Source organism: Streptomyces sp. TLI_053 (genome assembly GCF_900105395.1).
In the GTDB taxonomy this organism is placed as follows: domain Bacteria; phylum Actinomycetota; class Actinomycetes; order Streptomycetales; family Streptomycetaceae; genus Kitasatospora.
Genome location: NZ_LT629775.1, coordinates 9,038,085 through 9,064,121 on the forward strand (window position 1 = coordinate 9,038,085; position 26,037 = coordinate 9,064,121).

General features: G+C 75.4%; 20 protein-coding genes and 1 pseudogene. 7 read left to right on the forward strand and 14 right to left on the reverse strand.

Going from position 1 to position 26,037, the window contains the following annotated elements; all coding sequences use genetic code 11:
• Positions 1-22 precede the first annotated feature (22 nt).
• Together BLU95_RS37415 and BLU95_RS37420 are read right to left on the reverse strand one after the other, a co-directional pair.
• On the reverse strand, positions 23-1,264 hold the full coding sequence (locus BLU95_RS37415; protein WP_093863913.1) for a 3-deoxy-7-phosphoheptulonate synthase: 1,242 nt from the start codon (positions 1,262-1,264) through the stop codon (positions 23-25).
• Positions 1,261-4,098, reverse strand: a complete 2,838-nt coding sequence (locus BLU95_RS37420; RefSeq protein WP_197698664.1) for a helix-turn-helix transcriptional regulator — start codon at positions 4,096-4,098, stop codon at positions 1,261-1,263. Before BLU95_RS37420 ends, BLU95_RS37415 begins: the two co-directional genes overlap by 4 nt.
• 334 nt (positions 4,099-4,432) lie before the next feature.
• On the opposite strand from BLU95_RS37420, the gene BLU95_RS37425 reads away from it, so the two are divergent.
• On the forward strand, positions 4,433-7,408 hold the full coding sequence (locus BLU95_RS37425) for an ATP-binding protein (RefSeq protein ID WP_159425170.1): 2,976 nt from the start codon (positions 4,433-4,435) through the stop codon (positions 7,406-7,408).
• On the opposite strand, the gene BLU95_RS37430 is transcribed toward BLU95_RS37425, so the two are convergent.
• The 7 genes from BLU95_RS37430 to BLU95_RS37460 form a co-directional block, all read right to left on the reverse strand.
• Positions 7,398-8,435, reverse strand: coding sequence for an LLM class flavin-dependent oxidoreductase (locus BLU95_RS37430; RefSeq protein ID WP_093863916.1), 1,038 nt, complete (start codon positions 8,433-8,435; stop codon positions 7,398-7,400). The two genes, BLU95_RS37425 and BLU95_RS37430, sit on opposite strands and share 11 nt — an antisense overlap.
• Positions 8,436-8,460: 25 nt before the next feature.
• A complete protein-coding gene (locus tag BLU95_RS37435) occupies positions 8,461-9,651 on the reverse strand; it encodes an acyl-CoA dehydrogenase family protein (protein ID WP_093863917.1) in 1,191 nt (396 codons plus the stop codon).
• Entirely contained in the window at positions 9,648-11,507 is a 1,860-nt protein-coding gene (locus BLU95_RS37440) for a dipeptide ABC transporter ATP-binding protein (protein ID WP_159425171.1), read from the reverse strand. Before BLU95_RS37440 ends, BLU95_RS37435 begins: the two co-directional genes overlap by 4 nt.
• Before the next feature lie 2 nt (positions 11,508-11,509).
• Positions 11,510-12,367 (reverse strand): ABC transporter permease, encoded by an 858-nt coding sequence (locus BLU95_RS37445; protein ID WP_093863918.1) that lies wholly within the window; start codon positions 12,365-12,367, stop codon positions 11,510-11,512.
• Positions 12,364-13,341: an ABC transporter permease gene (locus BLU95_RS37450; RefSeq protein WP_231978090.1), complete on the reverse strand. Its 978-nt coding sequence runs from the start codon at positions 13,339-13,341 to the stop codon at positions 12,364-12,366. The genes BLU95_RS37445 and BLU95_RS37450 overlap by 4 nt, the downstream gene beginning before the upstream one ends.
• A gap of 1 nt (position 13,342) precedes the next feature.
• On the reverse strand, positions 13,343-14,989 hold the full coding sequence (locus tag BLU95_RS37455; protein WP_093863919.1) for an ABC transporter substrate-binding protein: 1,647 nt from the start codon (positions 14,987-14,989) through the stop codon (positions 13,343-13,345).
• A 395-nt stretch (positions 14,990-15,384) separates the two neighbouring features.
• The gene (locus BLU95_RS37460) at positions 15,385-16,869 is read right to left on the reverse strand and encodes an MFS transporter (RefSeq protein ID WP_093863920.1); all 1,485 of its coding nucleotides are present in this window, start codon (positions 16,867-16,869) and stop codon (positions 15,385-15,387) included.
• Positions 16,870-16,995: 126 nt separating this feature from the next.
• On the opposite strand from BLU95_RS37460, the gene BLU95_RS37465 reads away from it, so the two are divergent.
• The 3 genes from BLU95_RS37465 to BLU95_RS37475 all read left to right on the forward strand — a co-directional run bounded on the left by BLU95_RS37465 (position 16,996) and on the right by BLU95_RS37475 (position 18,748).
• On the forward strand, positions 16,996-17,424 hold the full coding sequence (locus tag BLU95_RS37465) for a winged helix-turn-helix transcriptional regulator (RefSeq protein ID WP_093863921.1): 429 nt from the start codon (positions 16,996-16,998) through the stop codon (positions 17,422-17,424).
• Between the two features lie 208 nt (positions 17,425-17,632).
• Positions 17,633-17,851: a DUF6243 family protein gene (locus tag BLU95_RS37470; protein ID WP_173862202.1), complete on the forward strand. Its 219-nt coding sequence runs from the start codon at positions 17,633-17,635 to the stop codon at positions 17,849-17,851.
• A 186-nt stretch (positions 17,852-18,037) separates the two neighbouring features.
• Positions 18,038-18,748 carry a DUF1345 domain-containing protein gene (locus BLU95_RS37475; protein WP_093863922.1) on the forward strand — a complete coding sequence of 237 codons (711 nt, stop codon included), beginning with the start codon at positions 18,038-18,040 and terminating at the stop codon, positions 18,746-18,748.
• 28 nt (positions 18,749-18,776) lie between these two features.
• Here the strand turns inward: BLU95_RS37475 and BLU95_RS37480 are convergent, their stop codons facing one another.
• Together BLU95_RS37480 and BLU95_RS37485 are read right to left on the reverse strand one after the other, a co-directional pair.
• Positions 18,777-19,541, reverse strand: a complete 765-nt coding sequence (locus BLU95_RS37480) for an SDR family oxidoreductase (protein ID WP_093863923.1) — start codon at positions 19,539-19,541, stop codon at positions 18,777-18,779.
• Positions 19,542-19,681: 140 nt separating this feature from the next.
• The gene (locus BLU95_RS37485) at positions 19,682-20,584 is read right to left on the reverse strand and encodes an AraC family transcriptional regulator (RefSeq protein WP_093863924.1); all 903 of its coding nucleotides are present in this window, start codon (positions 20,582-20,584) and stop codon (positions 19,682-19,684) included.
• Between the two features lie 142 nt (positions 20,585-20,726).
• Here BLU95_RS37485 and BLU95_RS37490 point away from each other — a divergent pair, with 142 nt between their 5' ends.
• The 3 genes and pseudogenes from BLU95_RS37490 to BLU95_RS37500 all read left to right on the forward strand — a co-directional run.
• A complete protein-coding gene (locus BLU95_RS37490) occupies positions 20,727-21,047 on the forward strand; it encodes a putative quinol monooxygenase (RefSeq protein ID WP_093863925.1) in 321 nt (106 codons plus the stop codon).
• A 44-nt stretch (positions 21,048-21,091) separates the two neighbouring features.
• The gene (locus tag BLU95_RS37495) at positions 21,092-22,054 is read left to right on the forward strand and encodes an alpha/beta hydrolase (protein ID WP_093863926.1); all 963 of its coding nucleotides are present in this window, start codon (positions 21,092-21,094) and stop codon (positions 22,052-22,054) included.
• A 99-nt stretch (positions 22,055-22,153) separates the two neighbouring features.
• Positions 22,154-22,456, forward strand: a pseudogene (locus BLU95_RS37500) (DUF1345 domain-containing protein); the annotation flags it as partial.
• A 33-nt stretch (positions 22,457-22,489) separates the two neighbouring features.
• On the opposite strand, the gene BLU95_RS37505 reads toward BLU95_RS37500, so the two are convergent.
• The 3 genes from BLU95_RS37505 to BLU95_RS37515 form a co-directional block, all read right to left on the reverse strand.
• Positions 22,490-23,812 (reverse strand): hypothetical protein, encoded by a 1,323-nt coding sequence (locus BLU95_RS37505; RefSeq protein ID WP_093863927.1) that lies wholly within the window; start codon positions 23,810-23,812, stop codon positions 22,490-22,492.
• Between the two features lie 205 nt (positions 23,813-24,017).
• A complete protein-coding gene (locus BLU95_RS37510; RefSeq protein ID WP_093863928.1) occupies positions 24,018-24,695 on the reverse strand; it encodes a hypothetical protein in 678 nt (225 codons plus the stop codon).
• The gene (locus tag BLU95_RS37515; RefSeq protein WP_093863929.1) at positions 24,692-25,945 is read right to left on the reverse strand and encodes a hydroxymethylglutaryl-CoA lyase-like TIM-barrel protein; all 1,254 of its coding nucleotides are present in this window, start codon (positions 25,943-25,945) and stop codon (positions 24,692-24,694) included. The genes BLU95_RS37510 and BLU95_RS37515 overlap by 4 nt, the downstream gene beginning before the upstream one ends.
• Positions 25,946-26,037: the final 92 nt, after the last annotated feature.

The window sequence follows — 26,037 nt, forward strand, 5'->3', positions numbered from 1 at the left end:
CGTCGGTCCGGGGGGGCGGTCCTCAGACCGCCGCGGGCGTCCGCCGGGCGGAGTGCTCCAGCAGGATCTCCGCCACGACGCGTGCCAGGTCGAGGGTCTGACGGCCGTTCAGCCGCGGGTCGCAGCCGGTCAGGTAGCGCTCGGGCAGCTGCTCCTCACGCAGGTCCTCGCGACCGCCGAGGCACTCGGTCACGTCGTCGCCGGTCAGTTCCAGGTGCAGGCCGCCGGGGTGGCTGCCGAGCGCCCGGTGCACGGCGAAGTAGCCGCTCACCTCGGCGGCGATCCGGTCGAAGCGGCGGGTCTTCAGCCCGCCGGCCGCCGTCTCGGTGTTGCCGTGCATCGGGTCGCAGAGCCAGACCACCGGGTGCCCCGCGTCCGCCACCGCCTCCACCAGGGGCGGCAGCACGTCGGACACCCGGTCCGCGCCCATCCTGCTGATCAGCGTCAGCCGGCCGGGGACGCGGTCCGGGTCCAGCGCGCCGGCGTAGGCGACGGCCTGCTCCGGGGTGGTGGACGGGCCCAGCTTGAGGCCCAGCGGGTTGGCGATCCGGCGGGCCAGCGCGACGTGCGCGCCGTCGAGCTCGCGGGTCCGCTCGCCGATCCACAGGAAGTGGCCGGACAGCGCGTACCCGTCGCGCACCAGCGGCACCTCGTAGTCGAGAAGCAGGGCCTCGTGACCGGCGAACAGTTCGCTGCGGGTCGCCGCGGCCACCGAGTCCAGCACGTCGAGCGCGGCACCGGCGCCGTCGTACGCGGTGAGCATCCGCCGCGGGTCCGGCGTGCGGGCCTCGGCCGTCGCCGTGAGGCCGTTGACGATGTCGCCCCGGTAGGAGGGCAGCCCGTCCGGGCCCGTCGGGCTGGAGCGCGGCTTGGCGTACTGCCCGGCGACGCGCCCGACCGGAACCACCGGAAGGCCGGAGGCGACCTCGAACAGGGTGGCGCAGTGCAGCAGGGCGTGCAGGTTGGCGCGCACGTGCTCGGGGGTGTTGCCGGCGAAGGTCTCGGCGCAGTCCCCGCCCTGGACGACCAGGGCCCGGCCGAGCGCGGCCTCGGCCAGGCGCTCCCGGAGCCGGTCCACGGCGGCGGGCTCCACCAGGGGCGGCAGGGCACCGAGTGCGGCGCGCACCTCGCGCACCCGGTCCTGATCGGGCCACTGCGGCTGCTGGCCGGCGGTCAGGCCCGCCAGGGCCCGCACGAGTTCGGGCTCGGTGCCGTCGTGCACCGTCGGGGTCGTGGCGGTCGGCGTGGTCATCGGAGTGGTCATCCCGTCTTCCTCAGGCCGGCCCGCAGATCGGCCGGCAGATCCTTGCGTCGGCGTACCCCGAGCTTGCGGTAGACCCGGGTGAGGTGCTGTTCCACGGTGCTCGCCGTGACGTACAGGCGTCCGGCGATCTCGCGGTTGGTGTAGCCGAGTACGGCGAGCGAGGCGACCCGTCGCTCGGACTCGGTGAGCGCGCCGACCCCGCCCGGCTCCGGTGCCTCGTCGGCGGCCGGGCCGCTCTCACCGAGGTCCGCCGAGACCGACAGCAGCTCCTGCGCGAGCGGTCCCAGGGCGCACATGTTCGCCATGTGCAGGGCCTGGCGCAGCAGCAGCCGGGCCCTGCGCTTGTTTCCGGCGCCCTGGTGCAGTCGGCTCAGGTCGGTGAGCACCCGCACCTGCTCGTAGCGGTCGCCGGAGGCCTCGGTGAGGTCGACGGCCTCGGTGAGCAGGGGGCCGCGTCGGCCGGCCGGCCCGGCCGCGGCCAGCAGCCGCAGCGCCGGGCCGCGGTTGTGCGGCAGGTCGGCGTCGGCCCGGCTGAGCTGCTCGTGGATCAGCCGCCAGGCGCGGTCCCGGTTGTCCAGCCGCAGCCAGGCGTCGGCGGCCTGGGTGCGCCAGGGCACCACTCCCGCGCCGTCCAGGCCCCAGGTGCGCAGCAGTTCGCCGCAGGACAGGAAGTCGGCGAGGGCCGCGTGGCCGTGCCGGGTCGCCAGGTAGTGCTCGCCGCGGGCGAACAGGTAGTGCAGCCCGTACAGGCTCTGGAACATCGCCTCGCCGACGGCGTGGGTGAGGTGCTTGGCCGCCGAGCGGTGCTCGCCCGTGCGGCTCTCGGCGACGATCAGCGTGCCCAGCGGCAGGCCCACCGCGATGCCCCAGGCGGTGGGGCTGAGGTGGGTCAGCGCGGCCCGGCTGTGCTCGGCCGCCGTGGTCGGCTCGCCGAGCCGCAGGGCCGCCTCGGCGTGCGCCGCCGAGTACAGGGCCGTCGCGGTCGGGATCCCGCGGCGCGCGGCGGTGCCGAGCAGCCGTTGGCTCCAGACCGCCGCGGTGTCGGCACGCCCGGCCTCGAGCAGCACCCGCAGCGCCAGCAGCGCGGCCTCCTCGGCCCACGGGGTGCGGCCGTGCAGGTGGGCGTCGTTCAACACCTGCTGGGCGCGGTCGACGGCGTCCGCGGCCCGTCCCCGGGTGAGCGCCCCGGCGAGCGCCGCGGCGGCCCGCAGGTGCGGGTCGACGTCCGGGGCGACCGCGTGCCGCAGATCGGCGGGCAGAGCCGGGACGCGGCGGCCCCGGGCGAGGCCTGGGTGGGTGTAGGCGAGCCAGGTCTCGACGTCGCGCAGCGCGCCGGTCCCGGCGGGGGAGGCGGTTCCGGTCCGGGCGCGCAGCAGGTCCAGCACACCCAGCGCCTCCTCGCCCCGGCCGTGCCACAGCAGGTACCGGACGAGGACGAGCGCCTCGGCGAGCCCGAGGTGCCCGGCCCGGACCGCGGCGGTGAGCGGCACCAGGTGCCGGGCCGCCGCCGAGGGGTTGAGCTGCCACTCGGCCTGCGCCAGCCGGTGCCGGAGCACCGCCCGCTCGTTCTCCTCGGCGGCCTCCTGATGGGCCAGTCGCAGGCAGGCGACGGCGGTGCCGTGACGGTGGTCGAGCAGGGCGTGCTCGGCCGCCCCGGCCAGCGCCGCGACCGCCCACGGTGCGGGTGCCCGCCCGGCCTCGACCAGGTGCCGGGCCACCTCGGCGGCGGGGCTGCCGCTCTCGTGGGCCAGCTGGGCGGCCCGCAGGCGCAGGTCGGTGCGCTCGTGCGGGGCCAGATCCTCCAGGACGTCGGCGCCGGCGGCCGCGGTGCGCAGCCGTCCCTCGCCGTCCAGCAGTCCGGCGGCGGTGAGCGCGGCGCGGACCCGGGCGACCGCTTCGGCGCTCTCCCGCTCTCCGAGCAGCCTGGCCACGTCCTCGTCCGGGGCCTCCTCGCCGAGCACGGCCCGGGCCTGGACGACCCGCAGCACGCCGGGGCCGGCCCGGTGGAGGCAGCTCAGCAGGGCCGGGCCGTAACGCGGTTCGGGCTCGTCGGCGCGGTCGAGGTGCTCGTCGACGAGGGCGTGCAGCAGCAGCGGGTTGCCGCCGGCGACGTCCACCAGGCCGGGGCCGCGGTGCCGGGCGTCCTCCTCGCCCAGGCCCTCGGCGACCAGGCGCAGCGCGCCGGCCCGGGACAGCGGGGCCAGCGTGAGGCGGTGCGCGTGCGGGTGGCGCAGCAGTTCCGCGTGCAACCGGCGCCGCGCGGGCCACGGGGTGCTGCCGTCGGTGAGGACCAGCAGCACCCGGCTCTGCGGCAGGTGGCGGACGAGGTGGCGCAGGAAGTGCAGGGACGCCTCGTCGGCGTGGCCGATGTCCTCGACGCAGAGCAGCACCGGGGTGTCGGCCGCGGCCGCGAGCAGGGCGGTGGTCAGGTCCCGGCAGGCGCGCAGCAGCGGGGGCGACGGGGGGCCGGTCGGGTCGGCGGTCGCGCCGGTGCCGTCGAGGGCGGTGCCGGCGGCGCTGCCGGACGGGTGGGCGAGGACGGCCGGGTCGGCCAGGGCGGCCAGCCGCTCGGCGTGCCGGGCGGGCCAGCCGGGGGAGTGGGCGATCCGGTCGGCGATGCCGAAGGGCAGGTCCCGCTCCTGCGCGGAACAGCTCGCGCCCACGACCAGGACTCCGCGTTCGGCGGCCCGGGCGGCGAACACCCGCAGCAGCTCGCTCTTGCCGCTGCCGAGGGGTCCGTCGACCAGTGCCACCCGGCCCGCGCGGCCGAGACACTCGGCGAGCAGGTGGTCGAGTCTGTCGATGTGCGCGTCACGTTCCAGCAGGGAAGGCACCGGGTACCCCCGACCTCGTCTCTTGTAGGCGTTCGGCCGCCGGTCCCCGGCGGCTCCCCGGGGCGGTGGCGACGGCCGCCCGCTCCCGGTGGGACCCATCATGGGGAAACCCCGCCCATCGCCCGGGAACTGACCGCCCATGCGCGGGCCACTGCCGCCCCTGCCGCCGGGCAGTGGCGGCGCAATGCCGCGGGGATAACCGCCGGGGGATTGCCGCTGGTATCGCGGGTCAGAATTGATGGACAGTCAATGGAAGGGCCGGGGGGACCTGATGTACCATCGGGCACAATCGGAATGGCATCTTCTGGATTCGCAGGTAATCGAGGGGGTAGGGGTGCGATTCAACGTTCTGGGGCCGCTCGAAGTGCTCTCGGACGGCATCGACGTGCCCATTCGCGGCCTGCAGCAGAGGGCCCTTCTCGGCGTTCTCCTGCTCCGCGCGAATAGCGTGGTGAGTATCAACGAGATAGTCGCCGCGCTCTGGGGCGACGACCGTCCGACCACGGCACGGAAAATGGTGCAGAACTCGGTGGCCGGGCTGCGCCGCGCATTCGAGGCGGTCGGGGAGCCGGCGGACGGGAAGGCCACGCTGAATACCACTGTGCCCGGATACATGCTCAGAATCGAGCCGGAACAGCTCGATCTCACGGAATTTCATGAGCTTGTCACATTGGGCCGGTCCCGACTGGCGGCCGGCGACTGGACGCAGGCCTCGGAACTGCTGCGCCGCGCCCTCGGCCTGTGGCGCGGACCGGTGCTCGCCGACGTGAGCGACGCCGGGCTCACCTGGCCCGAGCTGGCCGCCCTCCAGGGCATCCGGCTCGCCGTCCACGAGGACTGCATCCAGGCCGAGCTGGCGATGGGGCGGGACCGTGAGCTGATCGGCGAACTGGAGTCCCTGCTGGAGGCCGAGCCGACCCGGGAACGCCTGGTCGCCCAGCTGATGGTCGTCCTCTACAACTGCGGGCGCCAGTCCGAGGCGCTGGACCGCTACCGGCGCACCCGGGACCTCCTCGCCGACCGCTTCGGCCTCGAGCCGGGCCGCGACCTGCGCCGCCTCCAGCGCGCGATCCTCAGCCACGACCCGGCCCTGGCGCTGCGGCTCACCGCGGCCCCGGGCGGCGCGGCGGACTTCCCGTCCCCGGCCGGACCCGGGCCCGCCGCCCCGCGGTCGCCGCGCCCCCGGCCGGCACCCGCCGTGCCCGCGCGCGCCGACGACCGCGCAGGGACCCCCGGCGTCCCGGCCGCCGCGCAGGCTCCCCGTGCGCCCTGGGAACGGGTCGAGCGGCGCCCGGCCAGCGTCGTCATGGTCCGCGCCCGGTGGACGGCCGGCGGCGGCGCCCTCGCCCCCGAGCGCGTCGACCACGCCATCAAGGAGCTGACCGCCGACATCCGACGCGAGACGGCGCCCTTCGGCGGACACGTGCGCCGCGCCTTCGGCTCGGTGTGGCTGGTCGTCTTCGGCGTCCCCCGGGCCCACGAGGACGACGCCGAGCGGGCCCTGCGCGCCGCCCTCGCCCTGCGTCGCCACTTCGCGGTGCCCGGACCGGGGCCGGCCGCCGAGGCGAGCGCCACCCGGCCGGTCACCCACCTCGTGGTCGGCACCGGCGAGGTGATGGTCACCTACGACGACAGCGCGCCCGAGCCCGTGGAGGTCACCGGCCAGGTGCTGGACGCCTGCCACTACCAGCTGCTGCAGGTCCCCCGCGGGGAACTGTGGGCCGCCGACGCCACCGTGGAAGCGGGCGGCGGCGGACTCGGCTTCGCCCCGGTCCCCGGCGTCCCCGGCGTCCACCGCCCCGGGCGCTCGGGCCCGGATGGCCGCGCGCCGTCCGGGCATCCCGCCGAACCGCCGTTCCTGGAGCGCACCCACGAGCTGAACCTGCTGCACGGCGCCTACCGGGACACCGTTCGCCACCAGTTGCCGCACCTGGTCTCGGTGCTCGGCGAGCCCGGCATCGGCAAGACCCGGCTGATCGGGGAGTTCGCCGCCTCGCTGCGCGACGGCGCCGGACCGCCGACGCCCCGGGTGCTCCACGCGGGCACCCCCGCCTTCGACACCCACACCCCCTACGAGCCGCTGGCCGGCGTGGTCCGCGCCTACGCGGGCATCCGCGCCGGCGCGCCGGCGGCCGTCGTCCTTCCCGCACTGACCGGCGTCGTGCGCCGGCTCCTCCCGCACGGCGCCACCGGGCCGATCGTCACGGCGCTCGCGGCCTGCCTCGGCCTGCCCGCCCCGGCCGCCGCCGCCCAGGAGCCGGACGGCGGCGTCGTCCCGCGGGAGGAAGTCCTCGGCGCGCTGCGGCAGTTCCTGGAGGAGGCGGCCGCCGAACGCCCGCTGGTGGTCGTCCTGGACGACCTCCACCGCGCCGCCGACTTCGTCCGCTCCTTCGTCGAGGACCTCACCGTCCGGCTCGGCCCGGTCGCCCTGCTGCTGATCGCCGGCGCCCGCTCCGAACTGCTCCACACCAGACCCTCCTGGGGGTGCGGCAAGCGCCGCTCGGTCCTCCTGCACGTGGCGCCGCTGTCCGCCGCGGCCACCGCCACCGTGATCGGCGCCGCCGCCGGCCGCCGCCACCCGACACCCGGCGACGACCTCCGCGCGGCCCTCGCCGACGGCAACCCGCTGTTCGCCCAGGCCTACGCGCGGGTGGCGGACGTCGGCGCCGACCCGGCCGCCGCCCACCCGCCGGCCGTCCGCGCCGTCGTGACCGCCCAGCTCGACGGCCTCGACCGCGCCGCCCGCTCGGTGCTGCGCGACGCCGCCGTCGTCGGCGGCACGCTGTGGCGCGGCGCGGTCGCCGCGGTCGGCCGGCGCGACCCCGAGGAGGTCGGCCGCGGCCTGGAACTCCTGGAGTCGCGCGAACTGCTGCGCCGGGTGCGCCGCAGCAGCGTGCCCGGAGACGTCGAGTACGTCTTCCGGTACGCCGTCAGCCGCGATGTCGCGCTCGCCCAGCTGCCCGGCCGCGTCCTGGTCGAACGGCATCTGCGGGCGGCCGACTGGGCGGCCCTGCTGGACGTGCCCCGCCCCGGGCTGCTGGCCTTCCACTACGACCGCGCCATCGCGCTCGCCGAGGCCGACGGCACACCGGTGGAGGCGATGGAACGGCGTGCGTGGGAGGCGCTGGTCGGGGCGTCCGCCCGGGCCGCCGCCGCGGGCGACGACGTGCTCGCGGTCAGCTGCCTCGACCACGCCCTGGACCGCTGCCCGCCGGGGGAGCCCGAGCGGGTCTGGCTGGTCACCCACCACCGCCGCATCCTCGACAGCCTCGGCACCCGCGACCGTCGCCGCCCGGCCGTTACCGGCTGACCCCGGCGGGAACGGGCAGCGCCGGAGCGAGTTCCCGCACGCGTTCCAGCGAGCGGATCTTCTCCTCGACGTCGGTGACGTTGTTGGTCACCATCAGCTCGTCCGCGCCGGTGCGCTCCAGCAGGTCCGCCAGCGCCCGGCGGACCTCCTCGGCGTCACCGACCGCCTGGGTGCTGAGCAGCGCGTCGGCGGCGGCCCGCTCGGCCTCCGTCCACAGGTACGCCGCCGCCTCCTCGACGGTGGGCAGCGGCGCGACCGGCGAGGCGCCGTTCAGCCGCAGCACCGGGAACAGCGCCGGCGCCGCCAACCGGCGGGCCTGCTCCGAGGTCTCCCCGCACACCGTGTAGGCGGTGACGATCGTGTGCGGCCGCTCGGCCCGGGCCGAGGGCCGGAAGTTCTCCCGGTACGCCCGCAGCGCCTCCTCGGTGCCGCGGGAGTTGAAGAAGTGGTGGGCGAACGCGTACGGCAGCCCGCGCCGGCCCGCGTCCACGGCGCTGCGCACACTGGCGCCCAGCAGCCACGGCCGGGGCGGCCGCGGCGGCTCCGGCAGGGCCTCCAGCCGCTGGTACACGTGCCCGTCCGGGAAGGCGCCGTCGACGAAGGCGAGCAGTTCCTCCAGCGCCGCCGGGAAGTCCTCGTCGGGCGCCCGGCGCAGCGCGTGGGAGAGCACCGGGTCCGCGCCCGAGCGGCCGATGCCCAGGTCGACCCGGCCGGGGAACAGCGCGGCCAGCGTCCGGAAGGACTCCGCGACGGCGTACGGCGGGTGGTTGGGCAGGATCACCCCGCCCGCGCCGATCCGGATCCGGCTGGTCCGCTCGCCGAGCGCGGCCAGCAGGACGGCCGGTACGGAGCCGGCGATCCCGCGCGAGTTGTGGTGCTCGGCCACCCAGAACCGGGTGAAGCCCAGCTCGTCGGCGGCCGCCACCAGTCGGCGGGTGCCGACCAGGGTGTCGGCGGGGCGGCCGGCGGAGTCGACGGACGAGATGTCGAGGACGGACAGCGGGACGGTCGGGGAACTGCTGGTCATGCGGGGGTGCTCCTTACTCGGGGTGTCACGCGTACCAGGTGGGGCGGGGGACTTCGCCGTGCAGGAGGTGGCGCCCGACCACCCGGGCCCGCCCCGGATCGTCCTCGTGCACCCGCCGCGCCCGGGTGTCCCGCCAGTAGCGGTCCAGCCCGGCCGCGGCCTCGGCGCCGCCGGGGCCGGCCGCGCCGGGCGCGCCCGCGGTGACCGCGTCGGCGGCCGCGCCGGCCTGCGCGGCCAGCGCCGCGACCCGGACGGCGTGCCGGCCGCGCTCCTCCTCGGTCACCGTGCGGCGCCGGGCGTGCAGGGCGTCCGCCTCGGCGCCGACGGCGTCGGCGAAGGCCTCCACCGCCCACAGTGCGGAGGCCAGGGCGCCGTAGTGCCCCGCCGCGTCCGCGGCGGCGGCCTCGGTCAGCGGCGCCCGCGACCACTGCTCGCGGGCGTGCCGGGCGGCGGCCTCCAGCGCGCCCCGGGCCGCGCCGATCAGCGCGTTGACCTGGGCGAGCTGGAAGGCCGGGGTGAGGAAGGTGTTGTAGACCCGGGGCACGAAGGTCCTGTCGACGTGGCCGAGCGCCCCGGTCCACGGGATGTTCGCGCCGTCGGCGACCACGGTCCCGGCAGCAAGCGACCGCAGCCCGATCTCCTCGGCGCCCGGTTCGAAGGACAGCCCCACGTGCTCGCTCATCGCGAGCGCGCTGATCGGGGTGTCGCCGTCCTCCAGGAAACCCTCCAGGATGGTGATGTCCGACACCGGGTGGCCCAGGGCACGCTCCAGCCGCCCGTGGAACAGCATCTCGAGGCCGGTGTCCTGGACCACCAGGGGCGCCGAGCGGGGCTTCGAGGACCCGCTGAAGAACCACCGGGCCCGGGCCGACACCTCGCCGATGTGCTGGATCTTCTCCTCGGTGCCGATGAACTCGGCGATCGACACCCACACGTAGTGGTGGGCCAGCAGTTCGCCGACCGAGGCGTCGGCCGCCGCGACGGTGCGCACCACCCGGAACGCGGTGGACCAGTTCTGGCCGGCCCCGCCGTGCTCGACCGGCCCCAGCAGGGTGACCAGGCCGGTCTCCTTCAGCAACTGGATCTCCCGCACCGGCGGGGCGCCCTCGCGGTCGCGCCGCGCGGCGCCGGGCGCGAGCCGCGCCGCGACCTCCTCGGCCCGCCGCAGCCACACCTCGGCGGTCCCGGGGGCGGTGTCCGTCGTCGTGTCAGTCATGTCTCCCACTTCGTGACGAGCTCGCCGTCCTGCCCGGCGACGTGTTCGATGTCCTGCTCCGGGCCGTCACGGCCGGTGGCGTCCCCGCCAGGTGCCCGGTCCGCGCTCTCCGTACCGGCGGCGCCGTCCTCACCGTCCTCACCGCCCGCGCCGTCCGCGCCGTCCGCGCCGTCCGCGCCGTCCGCGCCGTCCGTGCCGTCCTCACCGCCCCCGCCGTCCGTGCCGGGCAGCCGCAGGACGGCGTCCAGCAGGGCCCGGGTGTACGGGTGGGCGGGGGCCTCGAAGATCCGCTCGGTCCCGCCCTCCTCGACGACCGACCCGCCGCGCATGATCAGCACCCGGTCGGCGACCTGCCGCACCACGGCCAGGTCGTGGGTGATGAACAGCAGGGCGATGCCCCGCTCGCGCCGCAGCCGGTCCAACAGCTCCAGCACCTGTGCCTGGACCGAGACGTCCAGGGCCGACACCGGCTCGTCGCAGACCAGCACCTGCGGACCGCCCGCCAACGCCCGGGCGATGGCCACCCGCTGGCGCTGGCCGCCGGACAGCTGGTGCGGCCGGCGGGAGAGCAGTTCGGGCGGCAGGCCGACCTGGTCGAGGAGCTCCGCGCACCGCCGGGCCCGTTCGGCGCGCCGCAGTCCCGGCAGCGCCTCGCCGATGATCCGCGCAACGGTGAACCGGGGGTCCGCCGAGGCGTACGGATCCTGCTGGACGAACTGGATCGCCGAGCGCCCGGCCCGGCGCCGCCGCTCCGGCAGCGCCGACCAGGGCCGACCGTGCAGCAGCACCTCCCCGGCGTCCGGACGGGACAGTCCCATCGCGACCCGCGCCAGCGTGGTCTTGCCCGAGCCGGACTCGCCGACCACGCCCAGCGCCTCGCCCGCCCGCAGGGTGAACCCGACCTCGTCGAGGGCCCTCGGCCCGCCCGGGGCGAAGGACTTGACCAGCCCGCGCCCGGTCAGTACCGGGACGGCCTCTCCGGCGTCCGGTGCCCCGGGCGGGGCCTGCACGGGACGGGCCCGCGGGCGGCCCGAGGGCACCGCGTCCAGCAGCATCCGGGTGTACGGGTGCTCCGGGGCGGACAGCACCCGGCCGGCCGGCCCGCTCTCCACCACCTCGCCCCGCCGCAGCACCAGCACCCGGTCCGCCAACTGCGCCACCACCGCCAGGTCGTGACTGACCAGCAGCAGTCCCCGGCCCTCGTCCTTGAGCCGGCCGAGCAGCGCCAGGATCTGCGCCTGGACGATCGCGTCCAGCGCGGTGGTCGGCTCGTCGGCGATCAGCAGCGGGGCGTCGGCGGCCAGCGCCGAGGCGATCAGCGCGCGCTGGCGCAGCCCGCCGGAGAGCTGGTGCGGGTACTGGGTGCGCCGGGCCTCCGGCTCCGGCACGCCCACCGCCGTGAGCAGTTCCACCACCCGGGCAGCGCTGTCCGGGCCGGCGGTGCCGCCGAGGCGGGCCGCCTCGGCGATCTCGGCGCCGACGGTGCGCAGCGGGTCCAGCGCGGTCAGCGCGTCCTGGAGGACCACGGCGATCCGTCGGCCGCGCACCGTGCGCCACTGCCGTTCGCCGAAGCCCGCGGTGTCCGCCCCGGCCACCTCCAGGGTCCGGGCGGAGACCCGGGCCCCGGCGCCCGCCAGTCCGATCAGGGAACGGGCGGTGACGGACTTGCCCGAGCCGGACTCGCCGACCAGCGCCACGCACTCCCCGGCGCCGACGGCCAGCGACACGCCGTCCACGGCGGGCCGCGGCGCGCCGGGGAACGACACCCGCAGCCCCTCGGCCCGCACGAGCGGCACCGACGCACCGGTGTCCCCGGCCGCCGCCTCCGCCGCGGACGCTTCCGTCGTCGTCGTCATCGTCATCGCACCGCCCTCGACTGAAGCGAACGGCCGATCAGTGTGGTGCAGACCACCACGACCGAGACGGCCAGGCCGGGCGAGATCGAGATCCACCAGGCCGTCTGGAGGAAGTCCTTGCCGTCGGCGACCATCGAGCCCCAGTCCGCGTCCGGCGGGACCGGGCCCAGGCCGAGCACGCTGAGTCCGGAACCCGAGATGATGGCCGAGCCCACCCCGATGGAGGCCAGCACCACCAGCGGGCCGCCGACGTTCGGCAGCACGTGCCGCAGCACCGAACGCCAGGCCGGCACCCCCAGCACCCGTGCCGCCTCCACGTACTCCGAGCGCAGCACCAGCCGTGCCTGGCCGCGCACCAGTCGGGCGTAGTGGGGCACCCCGGCGACACCGATGGCGATCGCCACGTTGAGCGTGCCGCCGCCCAGCAGCGCCACCACCACCAGCGCGAGCAGCAGTTCGGGGAAGCCCAGCAGTACGTCCACCACCCGCATCAGGGCGAAGTCGACCTGCCGTCCGCCGCAGCCGGCGACCAGGCCGAGCAGCGCGCCGCCGCCCACCCCGATCAGCGTCGCGCCGACCGCGATCAGCAGCGACAGCCGGGTGCCGTGCACGAGCCGTGACCAGACGTCCCGGCCGAGCTGGTCGGTGCCGAGCCAGTGCCCGGCACCGGGCGGGCGCAGTGCCGCCGCGACGTCCGTCGCCTCGGGGGCGTGGGTGGCGAACACCCCGGGGAAGGCCAGCACGAGCGCGACCGCGGCCAGCAGGACCAGGGGTGCCAGGCGGGCCGGCGAGCGCAGCAGCGCGCCCCGGCGGGCGCCTGCCGCGGCCGGCCGGTCGAGGAGGGCGGTCACGGTGCTCATGCCGGGCCTCCCTCGCGCAGCCGGGGGTCGATCAGCGGGTGGAGCACGTCCACCAGCGTGTTGATGACCACGAACGCCGCGCTGGAGATGACCACCAGGGCGCTCACCACCGGCAGGTCGCGCGAGCCGACCGCGTTGGCCAGCACCCGGCCCAGGCCCGGCCGGGTGAAGATGTTCTCCACCAGCACCGCGCCGCCGAACAGGCTGCCCAGCACGAAACCGGACAGCGTGGTCAGCGGCAGCAGCGCGTGCCGCAGGGTGTGCCGCAGCAGCACCGCCGTCGCGCCCAGGCCGCGCGAGCGCGCGGTCAGCACGAACGGGCGGCCGTCGGTGGTCTCCAGCTCCTGGCGGATCACCTGGGCGAGCACTCCGGCCAGCGGCAGCGCCAGTGCCAGCGTCGGCAGCACCAGTGGCGCCGGCCCGTCCGCCCCGATCGAGGGCAGCGCGTGCAGCCGGTAGGAGAACACCGTCAGCAGGATGATGCCCAGCCAGAACGAGGGCATCGACACCATCAGCAGCTCGGCCAGACCGGCGGCGCCGCGCACCGCCCGGCCTCGGCCGACCGTCACGGTGGCCGCCAGCACCGCCAGGACCAGCGCGGTGACCAGCGCGGACACCGCCAGCTCGACGGTCGGACCGAGCTGGCTGCCGAGCAGCCGCTCGATCGGCTCGTTGAGCTGGTACGACCAGCCGAGGCCGCCGCTCGCCAACCGGGCGAGCTGGCGGCCGTACTGGAGGAGCAGCGGGTCGTCCAGGCCGTTCTCGGCGATCACCTGGCCACGCAGGGCCGGGGTCGCGGCGGCGCCCGGCCCGATCAGTCCGTCCACGATGTCGCCGGGGGCGAGGTGGAGGGCGACGAACGTCACCGTGAGCGTCCCCCACACCACCACCAGCCCCGCCGCGAGCCTCCGGACGACGAACCTGGCCCAGGGCGGCACGTGGCGCAGCGGCGCGAGCCGGGCGCGCCCGGACACCTCAGGCCACCCCGATGCCGTAGAAGTCGGTGTTGGCGTCGACGTCCAGGACCAGCCCGTTCACCTTGCCGTGCCGGGCGACGTCCATGGTGGCGATGTAGGCCGGGAAGGAGTACGCCTGCTCGACGACCTTCCGCTGGACCTTGCGGTACAGCTCGAAGCGCTGCGCGGCGTCCACGGTCGCCTCGGCCTGGTCCAGCCAGCCGTCGATCTCGGCGTCCTTGACCCGGCTGCCGTTCGCCCCGCCGCCCCCGAACTGGGACTTTGAGTGGTAGAGGTTGCCCAGCAGGCTCGGGTCGGAGCCCTGCCAGGCGAAGGCGAACACGTCGTAGTCGCCCTTGCCGGTGCGCCCGATGGAGCCGGCGGAGTCCAGCGGCACCAGCTTCAGTTCGATGCCGACCTGCTTCAGCGCGTCCTGCACGCCCACGTCGAAGGTGTGGTTCTGGGCCGAGACGAAGGTCTGCACGTACGGCTGCTCCGCGGTGAGGCGCTTGCCGTCCTTGGTGCGGTAGCCCTCGGCGTCCCGACCGGTCCAGCCGGCCTCGTCCAGCAGCTTCTCCGCCTTCTCCTTGCTGTACTCCCAGGCCGGCTTGGCGAACGAGGGCTCGGCGCCGGGGGTGGAGGGCGCCAGCGGCCCCCAGGCCTGCTCGTACTCGCCCTGGAAGATGCCCTTGACGATTCCGGCGAAGTCGATGGCGTGCCGGACGGCCTGCCGGGCGCGCGGGTCGTCGAAGGGCGCCCGGGCGGTGTTGAGGTAGTAGGTGTAGGGGACGCCGGGGACCGCCTTGCGGACCACCTGGACGCCGTTCTGGCCGCGCAGTCCGGCCAGCCGGTTCGCGGGTATCAGCTCGGCGGCGTCGACCTGGCCGGAGGTCAGGGCGCCGACCCGGGAGGCGTCCTCCTTCAGCAGCAGCACGACGATGCTCTCGAGCTTCGCCTGCCCCTGGTGGGCGGCGGTCGGCGGGGCCCAGTTGTAGTCGGACCGGCGCTTGAACACCGCCTGCTGGCCGGGCGTCACCGACTCGAAGGTGAACGGGCCGGTGCCGACGACGAACGCGCCGCCGGAGGAGAGGTCGCCGGCGTGGTCGCGCAGTGCGACGGGGGAGTGGAAGCCGAGGAAGGTGCTCCCCGCCGCGCCGAGGAAGGAGGAGTGAGGAGCCGTCAGGTGGACGGCCACCGTGCGCGGGTCGACCACCTCGGTCTCCTTGTAGGGGCCGAGCAGGCCGGCCGCCCGCTTGGAGGCCGTCTTCGCCGCCGTGACGTGGTCGAAGTTCGCCTTCACGGCCGCCGCGTCGAACGGGGTGCCGTCGCTGAAGGTCACACCGGCGCGCAGGGTGAAGGTGTAGGTGAGGCCGTCGGGCGAGACCGTCCACGAATCGGCCAGCCACGGCTTGACGGTCCCGTCCGGCGCGACCGCGACCAGCGACTCCAGCACCGGGCGCAGCAGTCGCCCGGTGACGGCGGTGGACGCGGCGTGCGGGTCCCAGCTGTCGGGTTCGACGGCGGCGCCGTAGCGCAGGGTGCCGCCGCCGCTCTTCGCGGAGGGCGGGGTGGAGGAGTCGGAGCAGGCCGTGAGGACGGCGGGGCCGATGACAGCGGCGGCGGTCAGGGTGACCGGGAAGCGGAGGAAACGGCGTCTGGTGTACATGGGTTCTTTCTCGATCCTGCGCGAGGGGGGACCGGTGGGCGGCGCAGGGGCCCGCCCACCCCGAGGGGGAGGCGCTGACGGCCCCGGCCACGGACGATGCGACGAGTCTGCTGGCTCCGTCCGGATCCGACCCCCCTGACCGTCCCCCTATGCGGGCCCTCTTCCGGGACCCGCGGGTTTGGCGGCGGGACGCTCGCGGGTGTGCTCGCGGGTGTGTTCGGCCGGTGGGCTCCGACGTGGTGCGGAGTGCGGTGCGGGGTGCGGGGTGGTGCGGAGTGGGGTGCGGGGTGCGGGGCCGACGTGCGGTGCGAGGTGCGGCCCCGGCGGCGCGACGCGCCGTCAGGGTGGTGCGGCCGTTCCGGGGGGAGCCCTCCGGAACGGCCGCACGGGGACCGTCAGGTCTGCGGCACGGGGGAATCCGCAGACTCGAGGTCCGGCTCGGGGACGCTCTCGGCAGTGACGGCGGGGCTGCGCAGGACGAAGGCGGCCACCAGGACGCCGACCGCCACGAACACGGCGCTGAGCCCGTAGGAGAGGTGGAAGCCGCCGGTGAGCGCCGCGACCTTGCTGTCGCCCTCGCCGAGCAGCGTCGCGGTGCGGGAGGCGGCCATCGTGGCGAGTACTGCGGTGCCGATCGAGGCGCCGACCTGCTGGGTGGTGTTCACCAGGCCGGACGCGATGCCGGCGTCGTTGGGCGAGGTGACCGACATGGCCTGGCCGATCAGGGCCGGCATGGCCGCGCCGAAGCCGAGGCCGAGCAGGACGAACGCCGGCACGATGTCGACGAGGAAGCTTCCGTCGCTCGGCACCCGGGCCAGCAGCGCGAGCGCGGCGGCCACCAGCAGCAGGCCGGCGACCAGCACCCGGCGGGGCCCGAACCGCTGGTTCAGCTTGACCGCGAAGCCCAGCGAGACGATCGCGATGGTGACCGGCGCGGGCAGGAAGGCGAGCCCGGTCTTCAGCGCGTCGTAGCCGAGGACGTTCTGGAAGTACAGCGCGGTGCAGAACTGGTAGCCGAAGAGGCCGGCGACCATCAGGACCATGATGCCGTTGGCTCCGGAGACCGCCCGGGAGCGGAAGATGTGCAGCGGCAGCAGGGGCTTGGCCGCGTACGCCTGGCGGACCACGAACCCGGCCAGCAGCACCAGCGAGCCGGCCAGCAGGCCCAGCGTCCGGCCGTCGGCCCAGGTGTACTCCTCGGCCTTGATGATCGTGTAGACCAGCAGCATCAGACCGCCGGTGGCGAGCACCGAACCGACCAGGTCGGCGCCCTCGCGCAGCCCCGCTCCCTTCCCGCCGGGCACCACGCTCTGCGTCAGCACGAGCGCCACCAGGCCGATCGGCACGTTGACGTAGAACACCCACGGCCAGCTGAAGCTCTGCGTCAGCACGCCGCCCAGGATCAGGCCCAGCGAGGCGCCGGCCGCGGAGACGAACGCGTACGCCGCCAGTGCCTTGGCGCGCTCGCCGGCGTCGGGGAACAGGGTGATGATCATGCCGAGGACGACGGCCGAGGCGAGCGCCCCGCCGACCCCCTGGACGAACCGGAACACCACCAGCGCCGTCGAGGAGGAGGACAGGCCGCAGGCCAGCGAGGCCACCGTGAACAGGCCGAGGCCCGCGCTGAAGACGCGGCGGCCGCCGAGCAGGTCACCCAGTCGGCCGGAGAGCAGCAGCAGTCCGGCGAACGCGATGAGATAGGCGTTGACCACCCAGGCCAGGCCGGACTGGGTGAAGCCGAGGTCGGTCTGGATGGTCGGCAGGGCGACGGTCACGATCGAACCGTCGAGGATGATCATCAGGTTGCCGGTGCAGAGGACCCCCAGTGCCAACCAGCGTGACCTGGAAGGCTGGAGGGACGGCGGGGCTTGCGTGGTCATCGGAGGAGTCCTTCGGGGGAATGGCCGGGGAGGGGCGCCCGGTGGCGCCCGCGCTCCCTGAGGGCACTTCTTGTTACAGCGACCATCCTGTGTGACCATCAAGTCCCACCGTAAGGAGGCACTTTCATGTTCCTGGGGAACAACGATGTGATCGAGGACATCGAGGGGGCCGACATCGACGACCCGGCCCCCGTCCGCGAGGCGTGCACCGTCCTGGAGGCGCTCAACCGGATCAGTGGCAAGTGGGCGATCGGGATCCTGCTCAACCTCAGCCACGGTCCGGTCCGCTTCACCGAACTCGAACGGTCCGTACCCGGAATCAGCCGCCGTATGCTCACCCTGACGCTGCGGAACCTCGAACGGGACGGACTGATCGAGCGCACCGTCTACGCGACCGTGCCGCCCAAGGTGGAGTACCGCGGCACCGAGATGGCCGACGAGCTCTACGCCTCGCTCAAGGGACTCACCGCCTGGGCGGAGCGCCACCGCGACGCCATCGCCCGCTCGCGCGACTCCTACGACCAGGAGCAGGCGGCCGCCGTCGAACAGGGCTGACGGCGGCCGTACGGGGCGTCCGTGCCGCTGCGCCCCGTTCGGTACGTTGGTACGCCGGACCGGTGGAACCGGGTAACGTTCTTGTGGTGTTCCTCCAGACGCCGATCCACGGGTGAGCGCGTGACGGGCCCGCGGGCGTCCATCGACGTCGCCGCCCGTCCCCCACCGACGAATCCCCAGCAGTACTTCACATCATTGACCGGAGACCGTGACCGTGAGCAAGAACATCAACAACCCCGTGGGCATGGGCGGCGGCCAGCGCAAGCGGCTCTCCCGTACCGAACGGCAGAACAACGGTCCGCACCGCAACCTCGACCGCCGGGGCGCGGCCGACCAGAAGGCGGAGCTGGTGCGCAGGATGCGCGAGAAGGCGGGCGCCGCCGAGGGCGACGCCGAGCAGACGGGCGAGGACACCGGGAAGAGCTGAAGCGCCGCCGCAGGGTGGCACGGCGCGGGGCCCGACCGCACAGCGCGGTCAGGGCCCCGCTGCCGTACCGGGGCACGGCCGGTCCGGTCCGGCTCGCCCCGCCGGACCGGCCTTCCGGGGCCGGCGGTCCCCGGCCCCTTACACTGGCGGCCCGCCCCGCCAGCCCCCGTCCCGAGGAGCCCGCCGGTGCACTCCTGGCTCTCCGAACGCCGCCGCTCGGCCGCGAGCCTGCTGGTCGCCGTCGTCGCGGCGGCCGTGCTCGTGCTGCTGCTCGCGTTCCACGAGGGGGCGGCTCCGCTGTCCGGGGCGGACGTCGCCGTGCTGGTGCTGTTCGCCTATCTGTCGGCCTACCTGACCGTCACCCTGGTGGCCTTCGCGGGCGCCTCCCCGGAGCGGATCCGGGACTGGGCGCGGCGCTCCGAGCGCGGCACCGTCGTGCAGCGCTACCTGCTCGGCAGCGCCCCGGGGCCGGGGGTGTCGGTCTTCGTCGCGGCGGCCGCGCTGGTGGTGTCCCTGGTCTGGCGCCCCGGCCATCTGGGGTCGGCGCTCCCGGTCGGCGTCCGGGTGGCGATCGCGCTCGCGCTGGTCGTCGAGGCGTGGGTGTGCGTGCTCGTCTCCTTCGCGGTCGCCTTCCACGCCGACAACCTGGTGGAGGACGAGCGGGCCCTGGAGTTCCCCGGCACCGGCACCGGCACCGGCACCGGCACCGGGGCCGAGTCCGCCGTCTGGGCCGACTACATGTACTTCGCCGTCTCCGTGATGACGACCTTCGGCACCACCGACGTCAATGTGACCTCCCGGGAGATGCGGCGCACGGTGGCGGCCAACGCCGTCATCGCCTTCGTCTTCAACACGGTGACGGTGGCGAGTCTGGTGTCGGCCCTGGACCGCGGCTGAGAGCCGCACCCCGTCGGCCGATGACCGGTCACCTGGCCTCGGCGAGCCGGTGCGCGTCGGGCCCGGCCGGGAAGCGGAGCTGCCCGGTGGTGTCGTGCACCGCTCGCCACACCGCCTCGGCCACGTCCTCCTCGGTGGTGAAGAGCTCCTGCGCGGTGAAGCCGGCCATCGCCCGGTCGGCCCACTCGGCGTAGGGTGCCGGGACCGCCGCGCCGGCCGCCCCGTCGCCGGCCGCCCCGTCGGCGGTCGCCCGGCGCGCGAAGTTCGTCGTGAGGCAGGCGCCCGGCTGGACCGTCGCCGCCCGCACCCCGAACGGCGCGAGTTCGAGCGCGAGCGACGCCGTGAACCCCTCGACGGCGGATTTGCTGGCCTTGTACAGGGCGGAGAGCGGCATGTGGCCGAGCACCACGCTGGAGGTCACATTGACCACGACGCCGCTGCCGCGCTCACGGAACCCGGGCAGCACCGCCTGCGTGGTGGCCATGACACCGAAGGTGTTGGTCTCGAACACCTCCCGCACCCGGGCCATCGGCGTCCCCTCGAACACCCCGATCGCCGGGATGCCCGCGTTGTTGACCAGGACGTCGACGGGCCCCGCGGCCTCGAAGCCGGCGGCGATGCTCTCGGGCCGGGTCACGTCGAGCTCGACGACGCGCAGGCGCTCGGAGACCGGGAGCGTGTCCGGGCGCGGCGTGCGCACGGCCGCGACGACCTGCCAGCCCCGGGCGTGGAAGTGCAGGGCGGTCCGCCGGCCGTACCCGGACGACGCGCCGGTGATCAGGATGGTGTTCATCGGAAATCCTCTGCTCGGAAGGGCCCGTGTGCGCGGAACTCCGCTGCACGGGGAGAGCGACTGGTTCCAGTGAACCGCCCTGACCTGCGGCCTCGGGGCCACGATCCTGCCCTTCCTTTGCCCGATCCTCCCGCCGCCGCTCACGGGAGCACGGCGGTCGGGGCGCCCCCGTCCTCCCGCAGTCGGGCCGCGTCCCGGCTCGGCGCCTCGCCGAACTGCCGCCGGTACTCGCGGCTGAACTGCGAGGCGCTGTCGTACCCCACCCGTCGCCCCACGCCGGTCACGTCCCCGGGGTGGGTGGCGAGCAGCAGCCGGGCCTCCTGGAGCCGGATCTGCTTCTGGAACTGGATCGGGCTCATCGCCGTCACCGCCTGGAAGTTGCGGTAGAACGCGGAGGCACTCAGACCGGACAGCCTGGCCACGTCCTCGACCCGGAACGGTTCGGCGTAGTGTTCGCGGATCCAGCGCACGGCGCGCGAGACGTGGCTCAGCCCGGAGTCGGCAAGGCCGAGCTGACGGACCGTCGCACCCTGTTCCCCGGTGATCAGCCGCCACAGGATCTCCCGCTTCAGCAGCGGGGCGAGCACGGCCCGGTCGCGGGGTTCGTCCAGCAGACGCAGCAGTCGGACCACCGCGTCGAGCAGGGCCCCGGAGGCGTCGCCGACGGCGATGCCCGACGGTGCGCCCGTGTCGCGGGGGACGTCCCCGGGCCCGGCCCGGAGCAGCAGTTCGGCGATCACCGACGGTTCCAGCAGCAGGCCGACGCCCAGCGCCGGCCGGCCGGGGCCGATCTCGGTGAACTGCCCGGTGACCGGGAGGTCGACGGAGGCGACCAGGTACTGCCCGGCGCCGTAGGTGTAGAGGCGGTCGCCGAGCGCCAGGCGTTTGGAACCCTGGGCGACGACCGCGAACACGGTTCCGGACATGGTGGGTGCCGGGAGCCCCGGTCGGTCGATCCGGGAGACCAGCACGCCGTCGAGGGCGGTGGTGGAGTCCGGGCGGGCGTGCCGGGCGACCAGGGTGCGCATTTCGTCGAGGGACATGCGCCCATTCCAGCACCGCGCCCGCCCCGATTCCCGTCGGCGCGAGGATCGGGCAAGGGCGGGCGAGCATCGCCCTAACGTCGGTGCGGGGCATCCCGGTTGACTGGAACCACCGCATCCCCTCACCGGAAGGACCGCTCCGATGGCCGTCACCTACGGGTTCCACGCCACCATGACCGCCCGGCCGGGCCTCGGCGGACCCCTCGCCGACCTGCTGCTGACCGGGCTCGACCAGGGCAACCCCGGGGCCGACGAGCACTGCCTCGTCTACCTGGTCTCGCGCTCGGCCGCCGACCCGGACCGCGTCCACGTTGTCGAAGGCTGGACGAGCGAGGCCGAACACCACCGTGCCTTCGAGGGTGGGCCGGCCCGTGCGCTCCTCGCCCGCGTCGCAGAACTCCTGGTCGGGGAGGCGGAGTTCACCGACCTCGTACCGGTCGGTGGCAGGGCCGCCGCACGCTGACCGTTCCCGTCCCCCGATCCTCTCTTCGAAAGGCCGCACCGACCATGACGACCACCCGACCCGCGCTCGACCCCGAACTGCGCGAGTTCCTCGCCCGGATGCCCCTGCCGACCGTGCCCGGCGCCGACACGCTGACCGGGCTCCGCCGCCTTGCCGTGGCCCCGGTCGAACCGCTGCTCGCCCACCGGAGCGTCGATCGGCGGGAGTTCGCCGTCCCCGCCGCGGACGGCACCCGGATCCCGCTGACGGTGCTCACTCCGGCCGGCCCGGAACGCACGGATGCCGCCGCCCCGTGCGTCTACTGGATGCACGGCGGCGGGATGGTCATGGGCGACCGTTTCTCCCAGCTCGACATCCCCCTGGAGTGGCTGGACGAGTTCGGCGTCGTCGTGGCGACCGTCGACTACCGGCTCGCTCCGGAGCACGCGGGCCCGGTCGTCGCCGGGGACTGCTACCGGGGGCTGTGCTGGATCGCCGAGAACGCGGCCGAGTTGGGGATCGACCCCGACCGGATCGTGGTCGCGGGGGCCAGCGCGGGCGGGGGCCTCGCCGCGGGCGTCGCCCTGCGTGCCCGCGACCTCGGCACCCCGGCGGTGGCCGGTCAGATCCTGGTCTGTCCCATGCTGGACCACCGCAACACCACGGTCTCCAGCCGTCAGTACTCCGGCGTTCCGGGTGTCTGGACCGGGGAGATGAACGCCTTCGCCTGGCACTCCGTGCTCGGCGCGACGCCCGCCGACGAGGTGTCCCCGTACGTGTCGCCCGCCCGCGCCGAGGACCTCGGCGGTCTGCCCGCCGCCTACCTCGACACCGGCTCGGCCGAGGTCTTCCGCGACGAGTGCGCCGACTACGCCGGCCGCCTCTGGGCCGCCGGAGGAGACGCCGAACTCCACGTGTGGGCCGGGGGCTGCCACGGGTTCGACGCCCTCCACCCCCGGGCGGAGCTCTCGGTCACGGCCCGCCGCACCCGGACCGCCTGGCTCGCCCGACTGCTGTCCCGGATCTGACGCCCGGATTCCGACGCCCGGATTCTGACGTCCGGTTCCGGCCCCGGTGGCAACGGCGTTCGGCGGGCGTCGAGCCGTCGGTGCCAGGGGCTTCGCGCCGCCGACAACCTGGTGGAGGGCGAACGCGCGCTAAGGTTCCCCGGCAGCGGCAGCGGCAGCGGCAGCGGCAGCGGCAGCGGCAGCGGCACAGGCACAGGAACAGGCAGCGGCAGCGGGACCGAGTCCGCTGTCCGGGCGGACTACATTTACGTCGCCGTGTCCGTGATGACGACCTTCGGCACCACCGACGTCAATGCGACCTCTGGGGAGACGCGGCGCACGGTGGCGGCCAACGCCGTCATCGCCTTCGTCTTCAACACGGTGACGGTGGCGAGCCTGGTGTCGGCCCTGGACCGGGGGTAGCGCCCGTCCGTGTGCCTGCACCGGATCGCCGGCTCACCGGGCGGTGAGCCGCCAGCCGCGGTGGCGCGGGTCGCGGACGACCAGCAGGACACCGCCCGTCGGCCCGTCGGGGAGCAGCCCCGGCCAACTGGTGGTGGAGACGGCGGCGTACCACGGGGGGCGGGGCAGCCCCGACCGGCCGCGGACGACGAGCCGCTCCCGGGTGCCGGTCCAGCGCACCACCTCCGAGCCGCGGCCGGTCAGCCGCTCGTCGAAAGCGCGCAGCCCGTCCAGCGGGGCGGGTTCCAGCAGCCACCCGCCCTCGGCCCGCACCGTCACGACCTCGGGGTGCCCGGCCGCCCCGACCAGCAGCGCCCCGCACCGCTCCTGCCCGTGCCGGCTCCGGACGGCCCCGTACCCCGTCTCCACCGTCAGCGGGCGGCGTTGCCCGGTAGGGAGGCGCACGTGCAGTACGGCGGGCGGGCCGTCGTAGCGGAGCAGTTCGTCGCCGGAGCCCTCGGTGGGGCCGGTCAGCGACCGGCTCGGCTCGTCCGGTCGCAGGACCGTTCGCCAGGCCGCGCGGCCGTACTCCACCCGGACGCCGAGCCGGTCGAGGGCGGCGTCCTCCGGGCCGGCCCAGAGCGGGACCAGCACCGGGGCCGCGTCGGCGGACACCCAGTGCCTGCCGAGCTCCCGGCCGGTCCCGTCGATCACCGTCATGTGACAGGAGCCGAACTCCGCCACCAGTTCCAGCACCGCCGGCTCTCCCGGGTGGGGCCGGTCGAAGTACTCGGTGGTGCGGTCGAAGCCGTGCCGGACCAGGGGCGTCGAGGCCAAACCATCGGTCGGGGCGATGTCGAGGAACCAGAAGCTGCCGCACTCGACGACCACGAACTGCGGGCGGTCGAGCACGAATCCGGCCCACGGGGTGCCGCCGACAGCCGAGCGGAGTTCGTCCACGACCACGGTGGGCGGGCCGTCCGGGCCGTCGGGGTAGCGCACCACCCGCAGGATTCCGGAGGTGTCCTCGATCTGGCTCGCCGCCGCCCGCGCGGTTCCGCGCCGGTGCTCCAGGATCCGCGGCCCGCTGCCGCGGGTGTGCGCGGTGAACTCGTCGACGCTGTCGGGGGCGTGGATGCGCAGGGTCCACCGGGCGGTCGAATCGACGGTCACCCGGCGGACGGCCCGCTGGCGTTCCGGCGACAGCAGCAGCGCGGCGTGCCCCCGGCCCTCGGTGGCGTCGTGCCGGCCGGCCGGGCCAGGACCGGCAGCTCGGAGCCCGATCCGTGCGGTGACCTCCGTCTCGACCGTGACCAGTACCAGTCGGGCGGGATCGGGGAGGTCCAACTCGACCTCGGCCCGCCCCCGTCCGGACACCGCGCGACGCTCCAACGCGCTCACCCCCGGTGGGAAGTCTCCCCGACGGCCGCCGGGGCGCACCAGCCCCCGACAGCCGCCGGGGCGCGCCGGACCCCGGTGGCCGTCACCGCAGGGGCGTCACCGTACGGGCCCTACGGCGCGGGCGTCACCGCACGGCCGTCACGGTACGGGCCTCACGGCTACGGGCCTCACGGCGCGGACCTCACTGCCCGAGGCCGTCCCGGAGCCGGGCCAGGTACTGCTCGGGGTCGGCGAAGCCGCGGTCCTGGGCGCCGTGCCGGTGGAGGCCGAGCCGGCCGTCCGGGTGCAGTCGCACGGTGGTGGTGGCGGCCCGACGCCGGTCGTCGGGGCGGCCGGCCGGCCCGGGGGAGCCGAGGACGGGCACCTCGGGCGGGAACATCGCGAGCGCCTCGGCGGGCCCCGGCGCCGGGTCGTGGCCGGTCCGGTTGGCGCTGCTGACGTACAGCACCGGGAAGTCGTCCAGCAGGCCGGCCAGCGGCTGCCAGCGGGCGCCGAACAGCAGCGTCCAGCCGTCCTTGGTGGCCGGGGCCAGCCAGGGCGGCGCCTCCTCGGGGTCGCGCAGGGGCGCGAGCACGGTGAGGTGCTCCTCGGCGAGCAGCCGCCGGGCCAGCCGCAGCGCGTCCGGGCCGAGGTCGAGCCGTTCCGTCAGCGCGTCCAGGGTCCTCGGGTGGTGGGCCCAGAGCGCGACGGCCTGCTCCGCGGGGCGCTGCTTGGCGAGGTTGACGGCGTCGGGCCGGGTGGCGGCGACGACGCAGGTCAGCGGGGCGGGGTTGGGCAGGACCACGGCCCGTCCCAGGGCCAGGGCGGCGCGGACGGTCGCGAGGTCGGACGGTTCGCGGGCGGGAGGTGTCGGTGTCACGGGGTGTCCTCGGTGCCGGTGGTGCGGGCGAGGCCGTCCAGATAGGCGGCGAAGTGCTCCTCGTCGACGACGGCCCGGCCGGTGCGGAACGCCCGTCGCTTCACCCAGGCCGTGGCCGCGCGGGCGCCGTCGGCGTCCAGCCGGTGGCCGAGCCGCCCGGCGACCGCCGTGACGACCCGCGCGCTCGCCAACTGGGTGAGCACGATCCGGGGTTCGACCCCGAGCAGGGCCGCCGGGTCGTAGGGCTGGAACAGCTGCGGGTCGACGAAGGGCGTGCCGGTGGAGATGGTGGCGACACCGGTGCCGACCACCGGGGTGGTCACCGTCAGCGGCACTCCGGTCCGTTCCGAGACCAGGGCGGCGATGCGCGGCAGCCGGGTGAGGTCCGGTGCCCGCCACCACAGGTCGGCGGCGCGCCCGCCGGGGCCGAGCAGGGCCGCCGCGCGTTCCGGGTCGTGGGCGAGCAGGAACAGCAGTTGCTCGGTGGCGACCAGCCCGGAGCGCTCGGCCAGGCCGAGCCACGAACTGGCCACCACCCGGGCGCCGCCGCGCACGGCCTCGACGGTGTTGGCGAGGCCGAGGCCGAGGTCGTTGTGCAGGTGCGAGCCCAGGACCACCCCGGGACCGGCCGCGGCGGCCACCCGGTCGAACATCTCGGCCGTCTCGCGGGGGAGTTGGCGTCCGACGGTGTCGGCGAGCAGCACCGTGCCGGCCCCGGCGGCGGTGAACGCGCCCGCCGCTTCGGCCATCAGGCCGTGGTCGGCACGGGAGGCGTCGGCCAGGCACAGGTCGATCGCGACGCCCTCGTCCAGGTCGCGCACCGTCTTCACCAGGTCCGTGCCGTGCGCGAGCGCCTCCCGGGCGCCCCGGTGCGTCATCACCCGGGCCATCGCCTCGGAGGCCGGGACGACCGCCAGCACCCGGGCGTGCGCGACGCCGCGCACCGAGGCGACCGCCTGCCGGACGTCGGCCGCGGTGCCCCGGCAGACGGCCGCGGCCGAAACCTGCCCCTCGGTCTCGACGGCGACCCGCCGCACCGCCTCGAACTCCTCGGCGCACACGGCGGGGAACCCGGCGGCGAACACCACGTGCCGCGGCCCCTCCGCGCCGAACACCGCGCCGTGCTCCCGGGCGAGCCGTACCCGGAAGTCCCCCGGCATCAAGGTCTTGGCCTGCGCGCCGTCGCGCGCCGACTCCTCCCACACCACCAGGCGTCCCGCCGTGGCCGACTCCCGCACGATGTCCCGCATCGATGATCCCCTCTCGTCCGGGGCGCACCTTACGCCGGGCGCTCGACGGGGGCGCGCGCGGATTGCTGCCTCGCGCCTGCGTGCGCTCCTGG